This window comes from Dactylosporangium sp. NPDC051484 (assembly GCF_040689395.1).
In the GTDB taxonomy this organism is placed as follows: domain Bacteria; phylum Actinomycetota; class Actinomycetes; order Mycobacteriales; family Micromonosporaceae; genus Dactylosporangium.
Map to the genome: position 1 here is coordinate 609477 of NZ_JBFAZX010000001.1, position 15213 is coordinate 624689.

Sequence of the window (15213 nt, forward strand, 5' to 3'; positions counted from 1 at the left end):
TCCGGACCTCTACCATCCGTACCGCCCGCGGGTCAGCTCAGCGGGGTGAGGACGAATCCGTCCGGGGTGTAGACGACGGCCGAGCCGGCCCCCTCACCGCGCCGGCTGCGCACGGTCAGGCTGGCCATGCTCGGCAGCAGGGAGGCCGCCACGGTGGAGACGACCCGGCTGTACGCGTCGAGCGCGTCTGTTTCTGGGTCCATGCCCAGGAGAACACGCTCCCGCCGGCGTCGCATGCCCGTACCGTGCGCGCTCGGTTACGCCAACAGCGATACCGCCGGCAGATCGAACCACCGCAAAGCCTCGAAGTTGGGCGAAACGACGCCTTCGGGCTGCTCGTCGATCGGCAGGCTCTCGAAGAGCTCCCGCGCATATCGCAGGTAGCCGGACAAATCCGACTCGGGGGCCCGTTCGTGCCTGGCCGGCCAGGTCAGCACCCCGTCGGCGTCGTAGCGAAGCTCCGACAGGCGCAGCGGCGGCTCGACCACCCCGTCGCGGTGGCGCCACAGGCCGGTGTAGGGGTCGAAGCGGTACTGCGGCAGCAGCGCCCACCCGTGCGTGGCCACGAGGTGCACCGCCTCGACGATGTACTCGAACACCGCGGCGGAGATGAAGTAGTTGAAGCTGACCCGCACCCAGCCCGGCTTGATGCCCTCGCAGCCGGCGATGATCTCCTGCTCGAAGCGGTGCGAGCGCTCGATGTCGATGCCCAGCAGCCGGTGCCCGTAGGGCCCCGCGCACGAGCAGCCGCCGCGCGACTGGATGCCGAACAGGTCGTTCAGCAGCGAGACGACGAAGTTGTGGTGGAGGTACCGGCCCCGGGGTCTTTTGATGACGAACGACACGATCGACAGGCGCGACGCGTCCAGGTTGCCCAGGATCTCGATGTTGGGGTTGGTCTTCCACGAGACGATCGCCTCGCGCAGGAAGTGCTCCTCCAGGGCTCGGATGGTCGGCGTGCCGACCGCCTGCTTGAGCTGGAACACCAGGCCGGCGCGGATCGACTCGACGATGGCGGGGGTGCCGCCCTCCTCGCGGTGCGCGGGGTCGGCGATGTAGTGGTGCTCGGTCGGATTGACGTAGTCGACCGTGCCGCCGCCGGGCACCGTCGGCACCCGGTTGGTGAGCAGCTCGCGGCGCACCACGAGCACGCCCGGGGTGCCCGGCCCCCCGACGAACTTGTGCGGCGAGATGAACACCGCGTCCTTGTACTCGCCCGGCCCGGGCCCGTACATCGCGACGTCGACGTACGGCGCGGCGGCCGCGAAGTCCCAGAACGACAGCGCGCCGTGCTCGTGCAGCAGCGCCGAGATCGCGTGCGTGTCGCTGACGATCCCGGTCACGTTGGAGGCCGCCGAGAACGATCCGATCTTCAGCGACCGGTCGGCGTGCCGCGCGAGTTCCGCGCGCAGCCGGTCAAGGTCGATGTGGCCGTTGTGATCCTCGGGGATGACGACCACGTCCGCGATCGACTCGCGCCACGGCAACTCGTTGGAATGATGCTCGAACGGCCCGATGAACACGACCGGGCGATCGGCCGGCGGGATGTGCGCCGACAGGTCGTAGCGGTCCTCGAGCCCGGCCGGCACCCGCAGGCCCAGGATGTGCACGATCTTGTCGATCGCCGCGGTCGAGCCCGAGCCGGTGAAGATCACGACCGTCTCCGCGTCGCCCCCGACAGCCTCGTTGACGATCTGTCGCGCGTCCTCGCGCAGGCGCGTGGTCTGCAGGCCGGTGCCGGACGATTCCGTGTGCGTGTTGGCGTACCGCGGCAGCACCTCGTCGCGGATGAACCGCTCGATGAAGTCCAGTGCCCGCCCCGAGGCGGTGTAGTCCGCATACGTGACGCGGCGAGCGCCGAACGGCCCCCACATCACCTGGTCGTCTCCGATGACGGCGGCACGGATCCGCTGTAAGAGGGGGCTCTCCATGACGGTCATTATCCGGGGTCGCGACGCCGACCTCTTTCGGGTGGTCGCGAGGATGTCGCACTGCTTGTCCGCCCCGATACACCCTCCGACTGTTTAACGTTTCGTCCGTAGGCGCTCGGGACGCCTCATGGAGACTGGGGGTAGGGAAGTTGGTCAGTGCTGACCAGTCCGAGCCAACAGACGTCGTCGATCGACTCTTGTGGCGCGACGCCACGCAGATCCTGAGCCGGCACAGTGAATCCGACACGGAGGGCCAGTGCCTCTGGTGCGGGCGCGAGTGGCCCTGCGCGCCGCGCCGCCTGGCCGAGAACGCCGCCGAGGCGTCCCGCCGGCCGTGGAACGAGGCCTGGACGGCGCGCCACGACCTGTACAGTCTGCGGACCATGCCCGACTGGCGCATCGACCTCGGCCGGCCGGGCGCCTCGCGGGGTGGCTGGCACCGCGCCGGGGGCAACCGGGGAACCTTCCTCTGACACGATCGTTGATCCAAGCGGAGACTTCGGGGCGCCCGGCCGGCGCGACGCAGTCCCGCGACATATAGACCCGCCCTGAAACGGTTGCCGGCATGCCTCCGCCGGCTCCGAACGCCTCCGGCCAGGCGTCCTCCCCAGGGAACGGGCGGGTCCACCAGGCAGGCGAGGGTACTTCTCGTGGTTCCCCCGCATATATCGCGATGTCGTGCCCTCGCCTGCCAAAACCCAATGAGGAACCGGACACCTGGGAGCTGTGTCACGCCGATCGGGCACGTCATGCCGTTGGGCCGTGGTTTAGTGGCCACCCGGGTTCTTCGGCCCCGGCGAACAGTGCGGTACTCCCACTGGGCCTGACGTCTGCAGCCCTACTCGGCAAGCGTCGGATCGACATACCCCATCTGCCGCATCTTCGAGGCCGCGAAGACGATCACGATCTCATCGCCCGGGATGAACACGTCGTCCGGCTCCTGGAACTGCGGCGTGCACAACGCCTTTATGCCTGACCAACGGGCGCACATGCTGCGGTGTCAGAGGTGGAGCACGAGGCGCAGCGCGTCGTCGACTGCGGACATCTCCTGGTGCGAAAGGTGGCCGACGAGCTGGCCGAGTCGTTCGGGTTGGACGGCCGCCGTCTGTTCGGCGAGCACATATGTGGTCTTGCCTTGAATCTCGATCTCCGGTCGGAAACTGGTCGGCCGGGCGCTGGTGGAGGTCGGTGCGACAAGCCACGTCGAGAGGGGCAGCAGGTCGGACTGGACCACGACGGCGTACCGGTTGCCGCGCGTGTCCCGAGGCGCCTTGAGCTCGTAGACGTCACCACGCACGGAGCGACTCCATGTCTGCCAGCACCGCTCGAGCCTCAGCGACATCGTCGGCATCCACGGCAACGGCTTCTGCCTCGGCGCGGATCTGCTCCTCGCGGCGGGTGCGCCAGGCGGCGAGGATCGCGTCACGGATGACCTGTGACCGATCGCGGTCGCCGGACGTCAGCTCGGCCAGCGCCTGATCGACGTCGTCATCTGTGCGGAATGTAATCGTCGACATAAGACAAACTGTAATACGCCGAAGCGGCCACCGTCGAGATGGCGGTGGCGCTTCGGCGAAGGGGATCAGGCGGGCAGCGTGCCCACGCCGATCGGGCACGTCATGCCGTTGGGGCCGTGGTTGCAGTAGCCACCCGGGTTCTTCGAGTCCGACAGGTACTGCTGGTGATAGTCCTCGGCGTAGTAGAACGGGCCCGCCGGGGCGATCTCCGTGGTGATCTCGCCGCGGCCTGCGGCGCGGACCACCGGGGCGAAGGCCTCGCGCGCCGCCGCGGCCGCCGCGGCCTGCGCCGGGGTGGTGGTGTAGACGGCCGAGCGGTACTGCGTGCCGATGTCGTTGCCCTGGCGCATGCCCTGGGTCGGGTCGTGGTTCTCCCAGAACGCCTTCAGCAACTGCTCGTACGACACCTTCGCCGGGTCGTAGACCACCAGCACCGCCTCGGTGTGGCCCGTCTGGCCGGAGCAGGTCTCCTCGTACGTCGGGTTCTTCGTGAAGCCGCCCTGGTATCCGACCGCGGTCGAGTACACACCCGGGATGCGCCAGAAGATGCGCTCCGCGCCCCAGAAGCAGCCCATGCCGAAGTAGGCGACCTCCAGCCCGGCCGGCCAGGGGCCGCGCAGCGGGGTGCCGAGGACGGTGTGCTTCGCGGCGACGTGCATCTCGGTGTCGCGCCCGGGGATGGCCGACTCAGCGGTCGGCAGGTCAAGCTGCTTGGTGTAGCGCAGGAACACGATCCGCTCCTAGGAAGACTGAGCTGGTCCTCAAAACTTGAGGTACCTGGGCTCAAGTTTGCCGCGAAATCGGCCCCGATGCCTTATCAGGTCATTACGGCCGAGATCTTCTCCGCGAAGGACAACGCTTCCTGGTCGGACTCGTATTTCGTGCGCGGCCAGAAAAAGCCCTTCAGCCCGTCGCCCTTGGTGCGGGGCGCGACGTGCGTGTGGAGGTGGGCGACGCTCTGCGACACGCGGTTGTTGATCGCCACGAATGAGCCGCCCGCCGACAGGCCCGTCTCGACCGCGCGGGCGATGCGCTGGACGAACCCGAAGTACGCCGGGATCTCGGTCGGCTCAAGGTCGGTCAGGGTCACGACGTGCGTCTTCGGCACCACGAGCACGTGGCCCTTGAAGACGGGGCGGATGTCGAGGAACGCGGCGGCGCTCGGAGTCGACGCCACCACGAAGCCGGGCGCATCGCCCGACGCGATCGAGCAGAACAGGCAGTCCGACACGCTCGCCAGACTATCCACCGTTAGGGTCGAACTCATGACCCACGGCTTCGAGACGCTCGCCATCCACGCCGGCCAGGAGCCGGACCCGGCCACCGGCGCGGTCGTGCCGCCGATCTTCCAGACGAGCACCTACGCACAGGACGCCGTCGGCAGCCCGCGGCGGGGGTACGAGTACAGCCGCACCGCCAATCCGACCCGCGACGCCCTGCAGGAGTGCCTCGCCGCGCTCGAGGGCGGCCGCCGCGCGCTGGCCTTCGCCTCCGGCCTCGCCGCCGAGGACACCCTGCTGCGCGCCGTGTGCCGCCCCGGCGACCACGTCGTCATTCCGGACGATGCCTACGGCGGCACCTACCGGCTGTTCTCCAAGGTCGCCGAGCGCTGGGGCCTGAACTGGACCGCCGCGTCGATCCACAGCGTCGAGGCGGTGCGCGCCGCGATCACCGACCGCACCCGGATCGTGTGGGTCGAGACGCCCACCAACCCGCTGCTCGGCATCGCCGACATCGCCGCCCTGGCCCAGGTCGCGCACGACCGCGGCGCGCTGCTCGTGGTGGACAACACGTTCGCCTCGCCGTACCTGCAGCAGCCCCTGAACCTGGGCGCGGACCTGGTCGTGCACTCGACCACGAAGTACCTCGGCGGCCACTCCGACGTCGTCGGCGGCGCGCTCGTCGGCACCGATGAGCAGCTGCTCGGCGAGCTGGCCTACCACCAGAACGCGATGGGCGCGATCAACGGCCCGTTCGACGCCTGGCTCACCCTGCGCGGGATCAAGACGCTCGGCGTGCGCATGGACCGCCACTGCGACAACGCCGAGAAGGTCGTCGAGTTCCTGCAGCGCAGCAAGGCGGTGGCCCAGGTGCTGTACCCGGGCCTGCCGGAGCACCCGGGCCACGAGACCGCCGCCAAGCAGATGAAGCGGTTCGGTGGCATGGTCAGCTTCCGCGCGCACAGCGAGCAGCACGCGGTGGAGATCTGCAACCGGGCCCGGCTGTTCGTGCTGGGAGAGTCGCTCGGCGGCGTCGAGTCGCTGATCGAGCACCCGGGCCGGATGACCCACGCGAGCGCCGCCGGCAGCCCGCTGGAGGTGCCGGCCGACCTCGTCCGGTTGTCCGTCGGAATCGAGACGATTGACGATCTTCTGGCCGATCTGGAGTACGCGCTCGCTCGTTGACACACTTGACCGCACCGCCAATCGGTACGGAAGGGTGTTCGGCATGCTGCAGCGCTCCACCAGCTGGGTGGGTACCACGGCCAGGGAGATCGCCCGCGCGGTCCGGCGTGGCGACACCTCGGCGACCGCCGTCGTGGCCGACCACCTCGACTCGATCCGGGCGTATGACCGCATCATCGGCGCGTTCCGCGAAGTGCGCGCTGGCGAGGCGATCGCCGAGGCGGAGATTGTCGACGACCAGCCCGGGCTGGGCAACCTGGCCCTGGCCGGCGTCCCGGTCGCGGTCAAGGAGAACGTCCAGGTCACCGGAGTGGCGACCTGGAACGGCTCGGCGGCGGCCCGGCGGGCGGTCGCCGACCGCGACCACGAGGTGGTGCGGCGGCTGCGCGGGGCTGGCGCGGTCGTGGTCGGCGTGACTCGGATGCCGGAGCTGGGCACCTGGGCGACGACCGACGACGCCAGTGGCATCGCCCGCAACCCGTGGCGGACCGACCGCACGCCCGGCGGCTCTTCGGGCGGGTCGGCCGCCGCGGTCGCCGCCGGCCTCGTGCCGATCGCCCACGCCAATGACGGGCTCGGCTCGATCCGCGTCCCCGCCGCGTGTTGCGGGATCGTCGGGCTCAAGCCCGGCCGGGGCGCGGTGCCGGCCGGGATCGGCTCCAACGATTGGTACGGCCTGGCGGAGAACGGCATCCTGGCCACCACGGTCGCCGACGCGCACCTGGGGTATGCGGTGCTCGCTGGGCATACTCCCCGGGCCCTCACCCCGCCGGACCGACTGCGCGTGGCCGTCTCGCTGCGCAGCCCGGTCGCCGGCGTGTTCCCGGACGCCGGCGCGCGCAAGGGGCTCAGCGACGCCGTTCGGCTGCTGCTGGCGCACGGGCACGGCGCGGTGCGTGCCGACCCGGCGTACCCGCCGGCGCTGGCCGCCCAGGTGCTCGCCACCTGGTTCGGCGGCGCGAGCCTCGACGCCGACGGCCTCGATCGCGCGGCGCTGCAGCCGCGCACTCGGCGTCATGTGGCGCTCGGCGAGGCGGCGCTGCGTCGCGGCCTGGTTCGCGAGGGCGACCGGGCGGCCTGGCGGGAGCGGTGCCGCAACTGGTTCAACGACGGCGGCTACGACGTGCTGGTGACCCCGGCGCTGGCCGGCCCGCCGCCGGTCGCGGACCGCTGGTCGGCACGCTCGTGGGCGGCCAACATGGTGGCCAACGTGCGTTACGCGCCGTATGCGGCGCCGTGGAACTTCGCCGGCTTCCCGGCCCTGGTGTTCCCGGTCGGGGTGCGCGACGACGGGCTGCCGGTCGCCGTGCAACTGGTCGGCCAGCCGGGCTCGGAGCTGCTGCTGCTCGCCCTCGCCGGCCAGCTCGAGCAGGCCGCGCCCTGGCGGCGGCACGCGCCGGGCTGGCCGAGGACGGCGGCCCGGCCCCGGTGATCGGGGAGATCGCCGCTGATCGCCCGGGTGACGAGTGCGCGGTACGGCCGGGTGGCCCGGCTGTGGGACCTGTCAGGGCGGCGCCGCGGTGTCGCCGGTGCCTCTGACGATTCCCGGGGATGGTGGCACGATCGGGGCATGACCGTCGCCGTCCCATCGGAGCTCGTGACGCTCGCCGATGTCGAAGCGGCAAGGCGACTGCTGGCAGGCGTGACCCGCCTGACCCCGGTGGAGCCCTGCCGGCCACTGACCGCCAAACTCGGCGGGCCAATGTGGCTCAAGTGTGAGAACCTGCAGCGTGCCGGGTCCTTCAAGGTCCGCGGCGCGTACGTGCGGCTGGCCCGCCTCGGCGCCGCGGAGCGCGAGCGCGGCGTCGTGGCCGCCAGCGCCGGCAACCACGCGCAGGGGGTCGCGCTCGCGGCCGCCTTGCTCGGCATCGCCAGCACCGTGTTCATGCCGCTCGGCGCGCCACTGCCCAAGATCGCGGCGACGAAGGGGTATGGCGCGGCCGTCGAGTTCGCCGGCTCCACCGTTGACGAGGCCCTGGTCGCCGCGCACGAGTTTGCCGAGCGCACCGGTGCCGTGCTGATTCACCCCTTCGACCACCCCGACGTCATCGCCGGGCAGGGCACGATCGGCCTGGAGCTGCTGGAGCAGGTGCCCGAGGTCAAGACCGTGATCGCCGGGGTCGGCGGGGGCGGGCTCATCTCGGGCCTCGCCGTCGCGATCAAGTCGTTGCGCCCCGACGTGCGGGTCATCGGCGTGCAGGCGGCCGACGCCGCCGCGTTCCCGCCGTCGCTGCGCCAGGGCCGCCCGGTGCGGCTGGACACGTTCGGCACCATCGCCGACGGCATCGCGGTCGGCCGCCCCGGCGACCTCACCTTCGCCCACGTCGGCAAGCTTGTCGACGATATCGTCACGGTGAGTGAGGAGGACATCTCCCGGGCGCTGCTCATGCTGCTGGAGCGGGGCAAGATGGTTGTCGAGCCGGCCGGCAGCGTCGGGGTGGCCGCGCTGCTCGCCGGCGTCGTGCAGGTCGAGACGCCGGCCGTCGCGGTGCTCTCGGGCGGCAACATCGACCCGATGCTCATGGCCCGCGTCATCGAGCACGGCCTGGCCGCCGCCGGGCGCTACCTCACCTTCACCGTCCGCTGCGGGGATCGCCCAGGCCACCTGGCGAAGCTGTTGACGTGCATCGCCGAGCATGGCGCCAACGTGGTCGACGTCGCTCACCGCCGCCAAGATTCGCGCCTGGCGCTCGGCGAGGTCGAGCTCGGCCTGTCCGTGGAGACCCGCGGCGCCGAGCACTCCGATCGGCTGATCGGCGCCCTCCGCTCGGCGGGCTATACAGTGACCTTCGACATCTAGAAAGATCGATCGGCGCGCACCCTCAAGCCGATGTGAGGGGCGCGCCGACGGGCGTGCGATACCGGGATCAGCCGGCGAACGGCTCGAAGTCGATGACCTTCACTTTGATCGCGGCGCCGCTCGGGGCCGTGTAGGTCACGGCGTCGCCGCGCTTCGTGCCGAGGATCGCCCGACCCAGCGCGGACTCCGGGCTGTAGACGGTCAGGTTGGTGGTCGCGGCGATCTCGCGCGAGCCGAGCAGGAACTTCTCCGTGTCGTCCTCGTCGTCGTCGAACTGGATCGTGACGACGGTGCCGGGAGCGACGGCGTCGGTGGTCGGGGCGTCGCCCACCACCGCCTTGCGGAGGAACTCCTTCAGGTACAGGATGCGGCCCTCGGCCTTGCCCTGCTCCTCGCGCGCCGCGTGGTAGCCGCCGTTCTCACGCAGATCGCCCTCTTCGCGGCGTGCGTTGATCTCGGCGGCTACCGCCGGACGGTTGGCGATGAGCTCGTCGAGCTCGGCCTGCAACCGGTCATATGCGTCCTGCGACAGCCAGGTGGTGGCCTGGTCGCCGTCGGTGGTCGACACTGAAGATCTCCTTACGGGCACGCTTGGTCAAACCACCAAAGTACCAGTGACTCGCATCACCGCAGCCACTTGAATTTGCTGGGGCGTTACCGTCGGGTCATTTCATCTCGACTGTAGCGGCCCGCAGGCCGGGACCTCCGCCGTGACCGGCCGGTCGCTCGTGGCGAGCCGGTATGTGACGAACGCCTCGGCGCCGGGCGGCACGTCGACCTGGGCCCGCCCGACCTCCTGGCCACTGGCCGAGCGTGCCCGGACGCTGCAGGTCGCGCGCTTGTCCGGGTCCTTGCGCACCACGAACTCGACGGTGACGCCGTCGTCGGTCACGTTGTAGAAACGTTGAACCTGCGGCTCGTAGTCCTGCGGCCCGTACTGCGTGTACAGCCGTCCCGCGATCGCGAGCCCGGCCAGCGCGACGAGCCCGGCCAGCGCGAACACCAACCAGCGGCGGCGCGGCTGCGGCTCCCGGCGCCGGCCGTATCGGCCGGGCGGGTACTTGGATGTGGCGTGCGTCTCGTTGCGCGGGTCGGTCACGGGTGAGCGTCCTCGTCGTTTTGTCGGAGGTTCCAACCACAATAGGGTCGTTACCCGGGGCGGCCCCGCGGCGGGGCGGCCAGCGGGGCCGGACAGACCGTGAGGGAGAGCTCGTGAGCGAGCAGCTGCGATTGATGGCGGTGCACGCACACCCGGACGACGAGTCGAGCAAGGGCGCGGCGGCCATGGCGAAATACACGGCCGAGGGCGTCGACGTGCTCGTCGTCACCTGCACCGGCGGCGAGCGCGGCAGCGTGCTCAACCCGAAGCTGGACCGGCCGGAGATCTGGGAGAACATCGCCGAGATCCGCCGCGCCGAGATGGACCGGGCGCGGGAGATCCTGGGCGTCCGCCAGGAGTGGCTGGGCTTCGTCGACTCCGGCTACCCGGAGGGCGACCCGCTGCCGCCGCTGCCCGAGGGCTGCTTCGGCCTGGTCGACCCCGAGGAGGCCGCGGCGCCGCTGGTCGAGCTGATCCGCAAGTTCCGCCCGCACGTGATCACCACCTACGACGAGCAGGGCGGCTACCCGCACCCCGACCACGTCATGACGCACAGGATCAGCATGGTGGCGTTCGAGGCGGCCAGTGACGCGAGCCGCTTCCCGGACCGCGGTGAGCCGTGGCAGCCCCTGAAGCTGTACTACAACATGGGCTGGTCGCGCGCCCGCATCCAGCTGCTGCACGAGGCGATGCTCGAGGCGACGGGCGAGTCGCCGTATGCGGAGTGGATGAAGAACTGGGACGAGCCGGACCGGCGGGACCCCGCCGAGCGGGTCACCACGCGGGTGCCCTGCGGCGAGTTCTTCGAGGTCCGCGACGACGCCCTGCGCGCGCACGCCACCCAGGTCGACCCGGACGGGTTCTGGTTCGCCGTTCCGCTGCCGATCCAGCAGAAGATCTGGCCGACGGAGGACTACGAGCTGGTCAAGTCGTATGTCGAGTCGAACATGCCCGAAGACGATCTTTTCGCTGGCGTAAGGTGAACGGTATGGGCGCGCTGGACATTCTTGCCGAGAACAACTTCGGTGACACCCGGTCTGGGGGCCTGGCCGGTCCCATGGGCCTGTTCATCATCGTGATCCTGGGCATTGTGACGATTTTCCTGATCCGTAACATGACCGCGCGGATCCGCCGCCTGCCGGCCGAATTCCCCGATCCGGACGCCGGCCGCGGCACCGGCGGCGCGGACCTCGGCGATCGTGCCGATTCCGGCCCCGATCGGCTGGACAAATCGACGCCTGCTTGAGCACGCCGGTCGATGATCTGAGTTAGAAACACATCACTGCCCTCTGTTGCCTCTTTCCGCCGTGGCTTAGCCTTCTCGGGGTGCGCGTTCCATTTCGCCGATCGCGCATCCCTGGGCCAGGGAAGGGGGCAAATGTGCGTGCCCCGACGCGCGCCCACTCGGCCGCCCGGCACCCGGCGCACCGGCGCCGGCCCCGAGGCTCATTGCCCCCGGTCGATTCGGCCCGGCGATGAGACCGCTGCCGCTCCGCCTGGTAGCCCCGCTGGTCCTCGCCGCCGCCCTGGCGGTGTCGGCAGCTCTCGTGATCACCTTCGGCCTGCCCGAGGACACCGTCGGCGCCGCGTTGCGTCGGTTCGGACGCAGCGGCCTGCCGGCCGTGCCGGTCGCCCTGTTCACCGGCGCCGCCGTGGCGATGGTGTCACAGCTGGCCTGGCTACGGTTGCGGGCCGGTGGTGGGCTGGCCCGGCTCGCATGGGGCGAGGCCGCCGTCGTGGTGCTGTGCGCGAGCCTGCCGCCCGCGCTCGTGCCACCGGTCGCCCTCGTCGGGTTCGCTGCGGCGCATGCCGCCCTGCACGCCGTCGACCGGCGTGCCAGTCACGCCCGGCCGGCCCGGGAGGTCGTCTACGGCGTCGCCGCGCTCACCGTCGCCGCGGCGCTCGGCGCGCTCGTGGCGGGGGCCGCGCCGGGGCGAGACCCCGGCGACGGGCTGTCGCCGGGGCTGATCGCCGCGCTGGTGGCCGCGGCGGTCGTCTACTACCTGGTCACGGTGGCGCTGGTCACCGTCCGCCTCGTGGCGACCGGCGGCGGCACCGTGCGCGCCGTCGCCGGATCGATGCTCGGCAGCACCGCGCTGGTGCTCGTCGGTAACGTCGCGACCGGCCTGGTGATCGTCTGGGCCTGTGCCACCAGCGGCTTTCTGCTGCTGTTCCTGCCACCGGTGCTGTGGCTGATGCACCAGTTCTACGCCAACCGGCTCGGCGAGGACGACGAGCGCCGCACCTGGGCCGAGTTCGCCGAGGTGGCCCGCGACCTCAACCGTCTCGACGAGCGCGACGCCGCGCTGGCCGGCGTCGCGGGCGCCGTGCGCCTGTTCGGCGTGCCCGCCGCCCGGATCGTGCTCGCCGGTGGCCGGGCATACGGCGAACCGCTCTGCGGTCCGGTGACCACCCGTCCGCTGACCGTCGGCCCGGTCGCGGTCGGCGAGCTGCACCTGGCCGGTCCCGAGCCGCGGCGCGCCCGGGACCGCCTGATGCTCGCCACGTTCGGCGACGCGCTCGCGGCCGCCCTGCACGACGCGATCACCCAGGACCAGCTGCGCGCGATGAGCGAGCGGACCACGTATGACGCGGTGCACGACCCGCTCACCGGCCTGCTCAACCGTGCCGCCCTGCTCGCCCGCGGCGACCTGCGGCTCGGCTCCCGCGCTCCCGGCGACCCGGTGGCCCTCCTGCTGCTTGACGTCAACGACTTCAAGGAGGTCAACAACGCCCTCGGGCACACCGCCGGCGACGATGTGCTCAAGGTGATCGCCGGCCGGGTCCTGGACTCCGGCAACGCCGGGGAGCTGCACGCCCGCCTCGGCGGCGACGAGTTCGCGATCCTCATCACCGACCTGGCTGTCGGCGAGGCCGACCTGGCCCTCGCCGCCGCCGTCGAGCGCGCCCGCAAGCTCGGCGCGCAGATCGCCGTCCCGATGCGCATTGACGGCGTCACGCTGTCCAAGGAGGCGTCGATCGGCGTCGTGGTCGCCGCGGCCGGCTCGGTCGACATCACCGAGCTGCTGCGCCGGGCCGACATCGCGATGTACCAGGCCAAGGACGGCGCCCAGCCGGTGGCCTGGTATGACGCGACGCGCGACGACGCCAGCACCGACCGCCTGGCTCTGCTGGCCGAGCTGCGCGAGGCCCTCGCCGCCAACACGCCCGGCCTGGAGCAGCTCACGCTCGAGCTGCAGCCCGCGGTCGCGCTCGCCGGGCCGGCCGGCGCATCCACCATCACCGGCCAGATCACCGGCGCCGAGGCACTGATCCGCTGGCGGCACCCGCGTCGCGGCAAGCTCTCGCCCGCCCAGTTCCTGCCGGCCGTCGAGGCGAGCGAGCTCATCGGCCCGCTCACGCACTGGGTGCTGGAGCGCGCGATCATCCTGGCCTCGGGCTGGCGCCGGGCCGGCCTGGCCGTCCCGGTCGCCGTCAACATCTCGGCGCGCAGCCTGGCCGAGCGGCAGCTGCCCGAGACCGTCGGCGAACTGCTCGGCCGCCACCGCCTCCCAGCCGAGCTGCTGGTCCTCGAGATCACCGAGACCGTCATGCTCTCCAACTCCCCGGTCATCGACGACGTGCTGGCCCGCCTGCGCCGCCTCGGCGTCCAGCTCGCGGTCGACGACTTCGGCACCGGCTACTCGGCGTTCACCGTCCTCACCCGCGTGCCGGTCCAGGAGGTCAAGATCGACCGCGAGTTCGTGGCCCAGATGCTGGACGCGCCGAAGCCGGGCGCGATCGTGCAGGCCACGGTCGACCTGGCGCGCCGGCTGGGCCTGCGGGTGGTCGCGGAGGGCGTGGAGAATCCGGAGCAGCGGGCCCGGTTGACCGAGCTCGGCTGCTCGGCCGCGCAGGGCTTCCTCTTCTATCCGCCGATGTCCCCGGACGCCCTGCTGGCCGTATTGCGCGAACGCCGCCAGGTGCGACGCCGCCACCTCCGCGCCGAGGGTGCCGTCTGAGCGTCGCTCGGCCAGGTGGTGAAAACCCCAAAAGCCCGACACACCGGCGGCGGTGCGACGGCGCGGCACCGTGTTGCCTTACCGTCACCCCTTGTGAGCAGGCGGGGGTTGACCAGCGCGTTCGGCTTCGCCGTGGCCGCGGTCGCGGCGTTCGTGGTGCTGGATCGCTTCGGCGGGAGCGAGCGCTTCGCCTACCTGCCCGGCGGGGCCGACATGCGGCTCGCCGGGCGTATCACGCCCAAACAGATCGAGCGGCTCGCCGCGCTGCCACAGACCGCCGCGGTCGAGTGCGACCAGGCGCTGCACGACGTCGGGGTCGCGACCTTCGAGGTGACGCTGGCGCACGCGACGGTGGCGACTGCGCTGCGTAGCCCAGCGCTGCGCAGCGCCGCGCTGCTGGAGGGGCGGGTCCCCGACAAGGATGCCGAGGTGCTCGCCGTCGACGGGCGCGGGCTGCGCATCGGTGACCATGTCGCCCTGACCCGTGGCTGGCACGGCCTGGTCGGCACCGTCGTCGGGGTCGTCGCCAAGCCGCCCGGGCGGCCGGACGCGGTGGCGCTCCTGCCGGCCGGCGCGATCGCCCGCCTCGACGGGGGAGCGCCCTGCGGCGAGGTCACCGTCCAGCTGCGCAAGCGCAGCGAGGCGACGGCGTTCGAGCGGGCCGCCAAGGACGTGCTCGGCGGCGCTCCGGCCGTCACGTACGACGAGTCACTGCGCGGCCACGTCTGATCCGGCTGTCCGCGACCCGGCCGGTTCGGGCGCCGAGCCGGCTCGCGCGGCGCCGGACCACGTCATCGACAGGCCGGTCGCGGCCCGCTCGGCGCGGATCTCCATCGCGTCACCGAGGATCACCGCGCGGTCGGCGACCACCGCGGTGGCGTCCAGCGCGTACGTCACCCGCTCGCTCACGAACACCGGCGTGCCGGCGGGCCTGTGCAGGTACACCTGGGAAACCGGATCGAGCAGCGCGGGCCGCACGGTCTCGGAGGCGCGTGCCACCGCCACCCCGGCGTCGGCGAGCGCGGCATAGAGGGCGACCACGGTGAAGTCGACGCCGAGGAGCCGCTCGCCGTGCGGGGCCGGGACCCAGGAGATCTGGTGTACCGAGGGCCGGCCCCCGAACTCCCGCACGCGCTCGAGCCGCAGCGCCCGCGGCCCGAGCTCCGCCGACACGGCGAGCCCGGCCGCCACGACCACGGTCCGCACCGCGTGCCCCTGCTCGCGAAGGTCGTCGGCGAGGCTGCGCAGCGAGCCCAGCCGATACGCGAGGTGGGGCGGCGACACGAACGTGCCCCGCCCCGCCTGCTGCACGATCAGCCCCTCGTCGCTGAGCTGCCGCAGCGCCTGGCGGAGCGTCATGAGCGTCACGCCGTACGCGCTGCTGAGCTCCCGCTGCGCGGGCAGCGCGGAACCGGCCGGGTAGTCGCCGGCGTGGATCTTCGCGGCCAGGTCGGCGGCGATGGCGCGGTAGCGGGGCTCGCCGCCGTCACGGACCAAGG

General features: G+C 71.6%; 18 protein-coding genes. 8 read left to right on the forward strand and 10 right to left on the reverse strand.

Features of this window, described 5'->3' with window-relative positions:
* Window positions 1–32: 32 nt before the first annotated feature.
* Window positions 33–203: a hypothetical protein gene (locus AB0367_RS03020; protein ID WP_366224454.1), complete on the reverse strand. Its 171-nt coding sequence runs from the start codon at window positions 201–203 to the stop codon at window positions 33–35.
* Between the two features lie 54 nt (window positions 204–257).
* On the reverse strand, window positions 258–1931 hold the full coding sequence (locus AB0367_RS03025) for an aminotransferase class V-fold PLP-dependent enzyme (RefSeq protein ID WP_366224455.1): 1674 nt from the start codon (window positions 1929–1931) through the stop codon (window positions 258–260).
* A 149-nt stretch (window positions 1932–2080) separates the two neighbouring features.
* Between AB0367_RS03025 and AB0367_RS03030 the strand changes: the two genes are divergently transcribed.
* On the forward strand, window positions 2081–2404 hold the full coding sequence (locus AB0367_RS03030; protein WP_366224456.1) for a hypothetical protein: 324 nt from the start codon (window positions 2081–2083) through the stop codon (window positions 2402–2404).
* Between the two features lie 365 nt (window positions 2405–2769).
* Here AB0367_RS03030 and AB0367_RS03035 read toward each other — a convergent pair whose 3' ends face one another.
* The 5 genes from AB0367_RS03035 to AB0367_RS03055 all read right to left on the reverse strand — a co-directional run bounded on the left by AB0367_RS03035 (window position 2770) and on the right by AB0367_RS03055 (window position 4679).
* The gene (locus tag AB0367_RS03035; protein WP_366224457.1) at window positions 2770–2892 is read right to left on the reverse strand and encodes a hypothetical protein; all 123 of its coding nucleotides are present in this window, start codon (window positions 2890–2892) and stop codon (window positions 2770–2772) included.
* A gap of 39 nt (window positions 2893–2931) precedes the next feature.
* A complete protein-coding gene (locus AB0367_RS03040; RefSeq protein ID WP_366224458.1) occupies window positions 2932–3228 on the reverse strand; it encodes a type II toxin-antitoxin system PemK/MazF family toxin in 297 nt (98 codons plus the stop codon).
* Window positions 3218–3448: a hypothetical protein gene (locus AB0367_RS03045; RefSeq protein ID WP_366224459.1), complete on the reverse strand. Its 231-nt coding sequence runs from the start codon at window positions 3446–3448 to the stop codon at window positions 3218–3220. The genes AB0367_RS03040 and AB0367_RS03045 overlap by 11 nt, the downstream gene beginning before the upstream one ends.
* A 65-nt stretch (window positions 3449–3513) precedes the next feature.
* The gene (gene msrA, locus AB0367_RS03050; RefSeq protein ID WP_366224460.1) at window positions 3514–4179 is read right to left on the reverse strand and encodes a peptide-methionine (S)-S-oxide reductase MsrA; all 666 of its coding nucleotides are present in this window, start codon (window positions 4177–4179) and stop codon (window positions 3514–3516) included.
* Between the two features lie 86 nt (window positions 4180–4265).
* A complete protein-coding gene (locus AB0367_RS03055; RefSeq protein WP_366224652.1) occupies window positions 4266–4679 on the reverse strand; it encodes an HIT family protein in 414 nt (137 codons plus the stop codon).
* A gap of 34 nt (window positions 4680–4713) precedes the next feature.
* Between AB0367_RS03055 and AB0367_RS03060 the strand changes: the two genes are divergently transcribed.
* The 3 genes from AB0367_RS03060 to ilvA all read left to right on the forward strand — a co-directional run bounded on the left by AB0367_RS03060 (window position 4714) and on the right by ilvA (window position 8653).
* Complete coding sequence (locus tag AB0367_RS03060) at window positions 4714–5853, forward strand: cystathionine gamma-synthase (RefSeq protein WP_366224461.1); 1140 nt, start codon at window positions 4714–4716, stop codon at window positions 5851–5853.
* A gap of 43 nt (window positions 5854–5896) precedes the next feature.
* A complete protein-coding gene (locus AB0367_RS03065; protein ID WP_366224462.1) occupies window positions 5897–7285 on the forward strand; it encodes an amidase family protein in 1389 nt (462 codons plus the stop codon).
* A gap of 138 nt (window positions 7286–7423) precedes the next feature.
* A complete protein-coding gene (gene ilvA / locus AB0367_RS03070) occupies window positions 7424–8653 on the forward strand; it encodes a threonine ammonia-lyase (RefSeq protein WP_366224464.1) in 1230 nt (409 codons plus the stop codon).
* 67 nt (window positions 8654–8720) lie between these two features.
* Here the strand turns inward: ilvA and greA are convergent, their stop codons facing one another.
* Window positions 8721–9221, reverse strand: coding sequence for a transcription elongation factor GreA (greA, locus tag AB0367_RS03075; protein ID WP_366224465.1), 501 nt, complete (start codon window positions 9219–9221; stop codon window positions 8721–8723).
* Window positions 9222–9323: 102 nt separating this feature from the next.
* Window positions 9324–9752, reverse strand: a complete 429-nt coding sequence (locus AB0367_RS03080) for a DUF4307 domain-containing protein (protein WP_366224466.1) — start codon at window positions 9750–9752, stop codon at window positions 9324–9326.
* 113 nt (window positions 9753–9865) lie between these two features.
* Between AB0367_RS03080 and mca the strand changes: the two genes are divergently transcribed.
* The 4 genes from mca (at window position 9866) to AB0367_RS03100 (ending at window position 14443) form a co-directional block, all read left to right on the forward strand.
* Complete coding sequence (gene mca / locus AB0367_RS03085; RefSeq protein WP_366224467.1) at window positions 9866–10735, forward strand: mycothiol conjugate amidase Mca; 870 nt, start codon at window positions 9866–9868, stop codon at window positions 10733–10735.
* Between the two features lie 5 nt (window positions 10736–10740).
* Window positions 10741–10998, forward strand: coding sequence for a hypothetical protein (locus AB0367_RS03090; protein ID WP_366224468.1), 258 nt, complete (start codon window positions 10741–10743; stop codon window positions 10996–10998).
* Window positions 10999–11227: 229 nt separating this feature from the next.
* Window positions 11228–13714 carry a bifunctional diguanylate cyclase/phosphodiesterase gene (locus AB0367_RS03095; RefSeq protein WP_366224469.1) on the forward strand — a complete coding sequence of 829 codons (2487 nt, stop codon included), beginning with the start codon at window positions 11228–11230 and terminating at the stop codon, window positions 13712–13714.
* Window positions 13715–13807: 93 nt separating this feature from the next.
* Window positions 13808–14443: a hypothetical protein gene (locus AB0367_RS03100; protein ID WP_366224470.1), complete on the forward strand. Its 636-nt coding sequence runs from the start codon at window positions 13808–13810 to the stop codon at window positions 14441–14443.
* Here the strand turns inward: AB0367_RS03100 and AB0367_RS03105 are convergent.
* Window positions 14423–15211, reverse strand: coding sequence for a GntR family transcriptional regulator (locus AB0367_RS03105; RefSeq protein ID WP_366224471.1), 789 nt, complete (start codon window positions 15209–15211; stop codon window positions 14423–14425). The genes AB0367_RS03100 and AB0367_RS03105 overlap by 21 nt on opposite strands.
* Window positions 15212–15213: the final 2 nt, after the last annotated feature.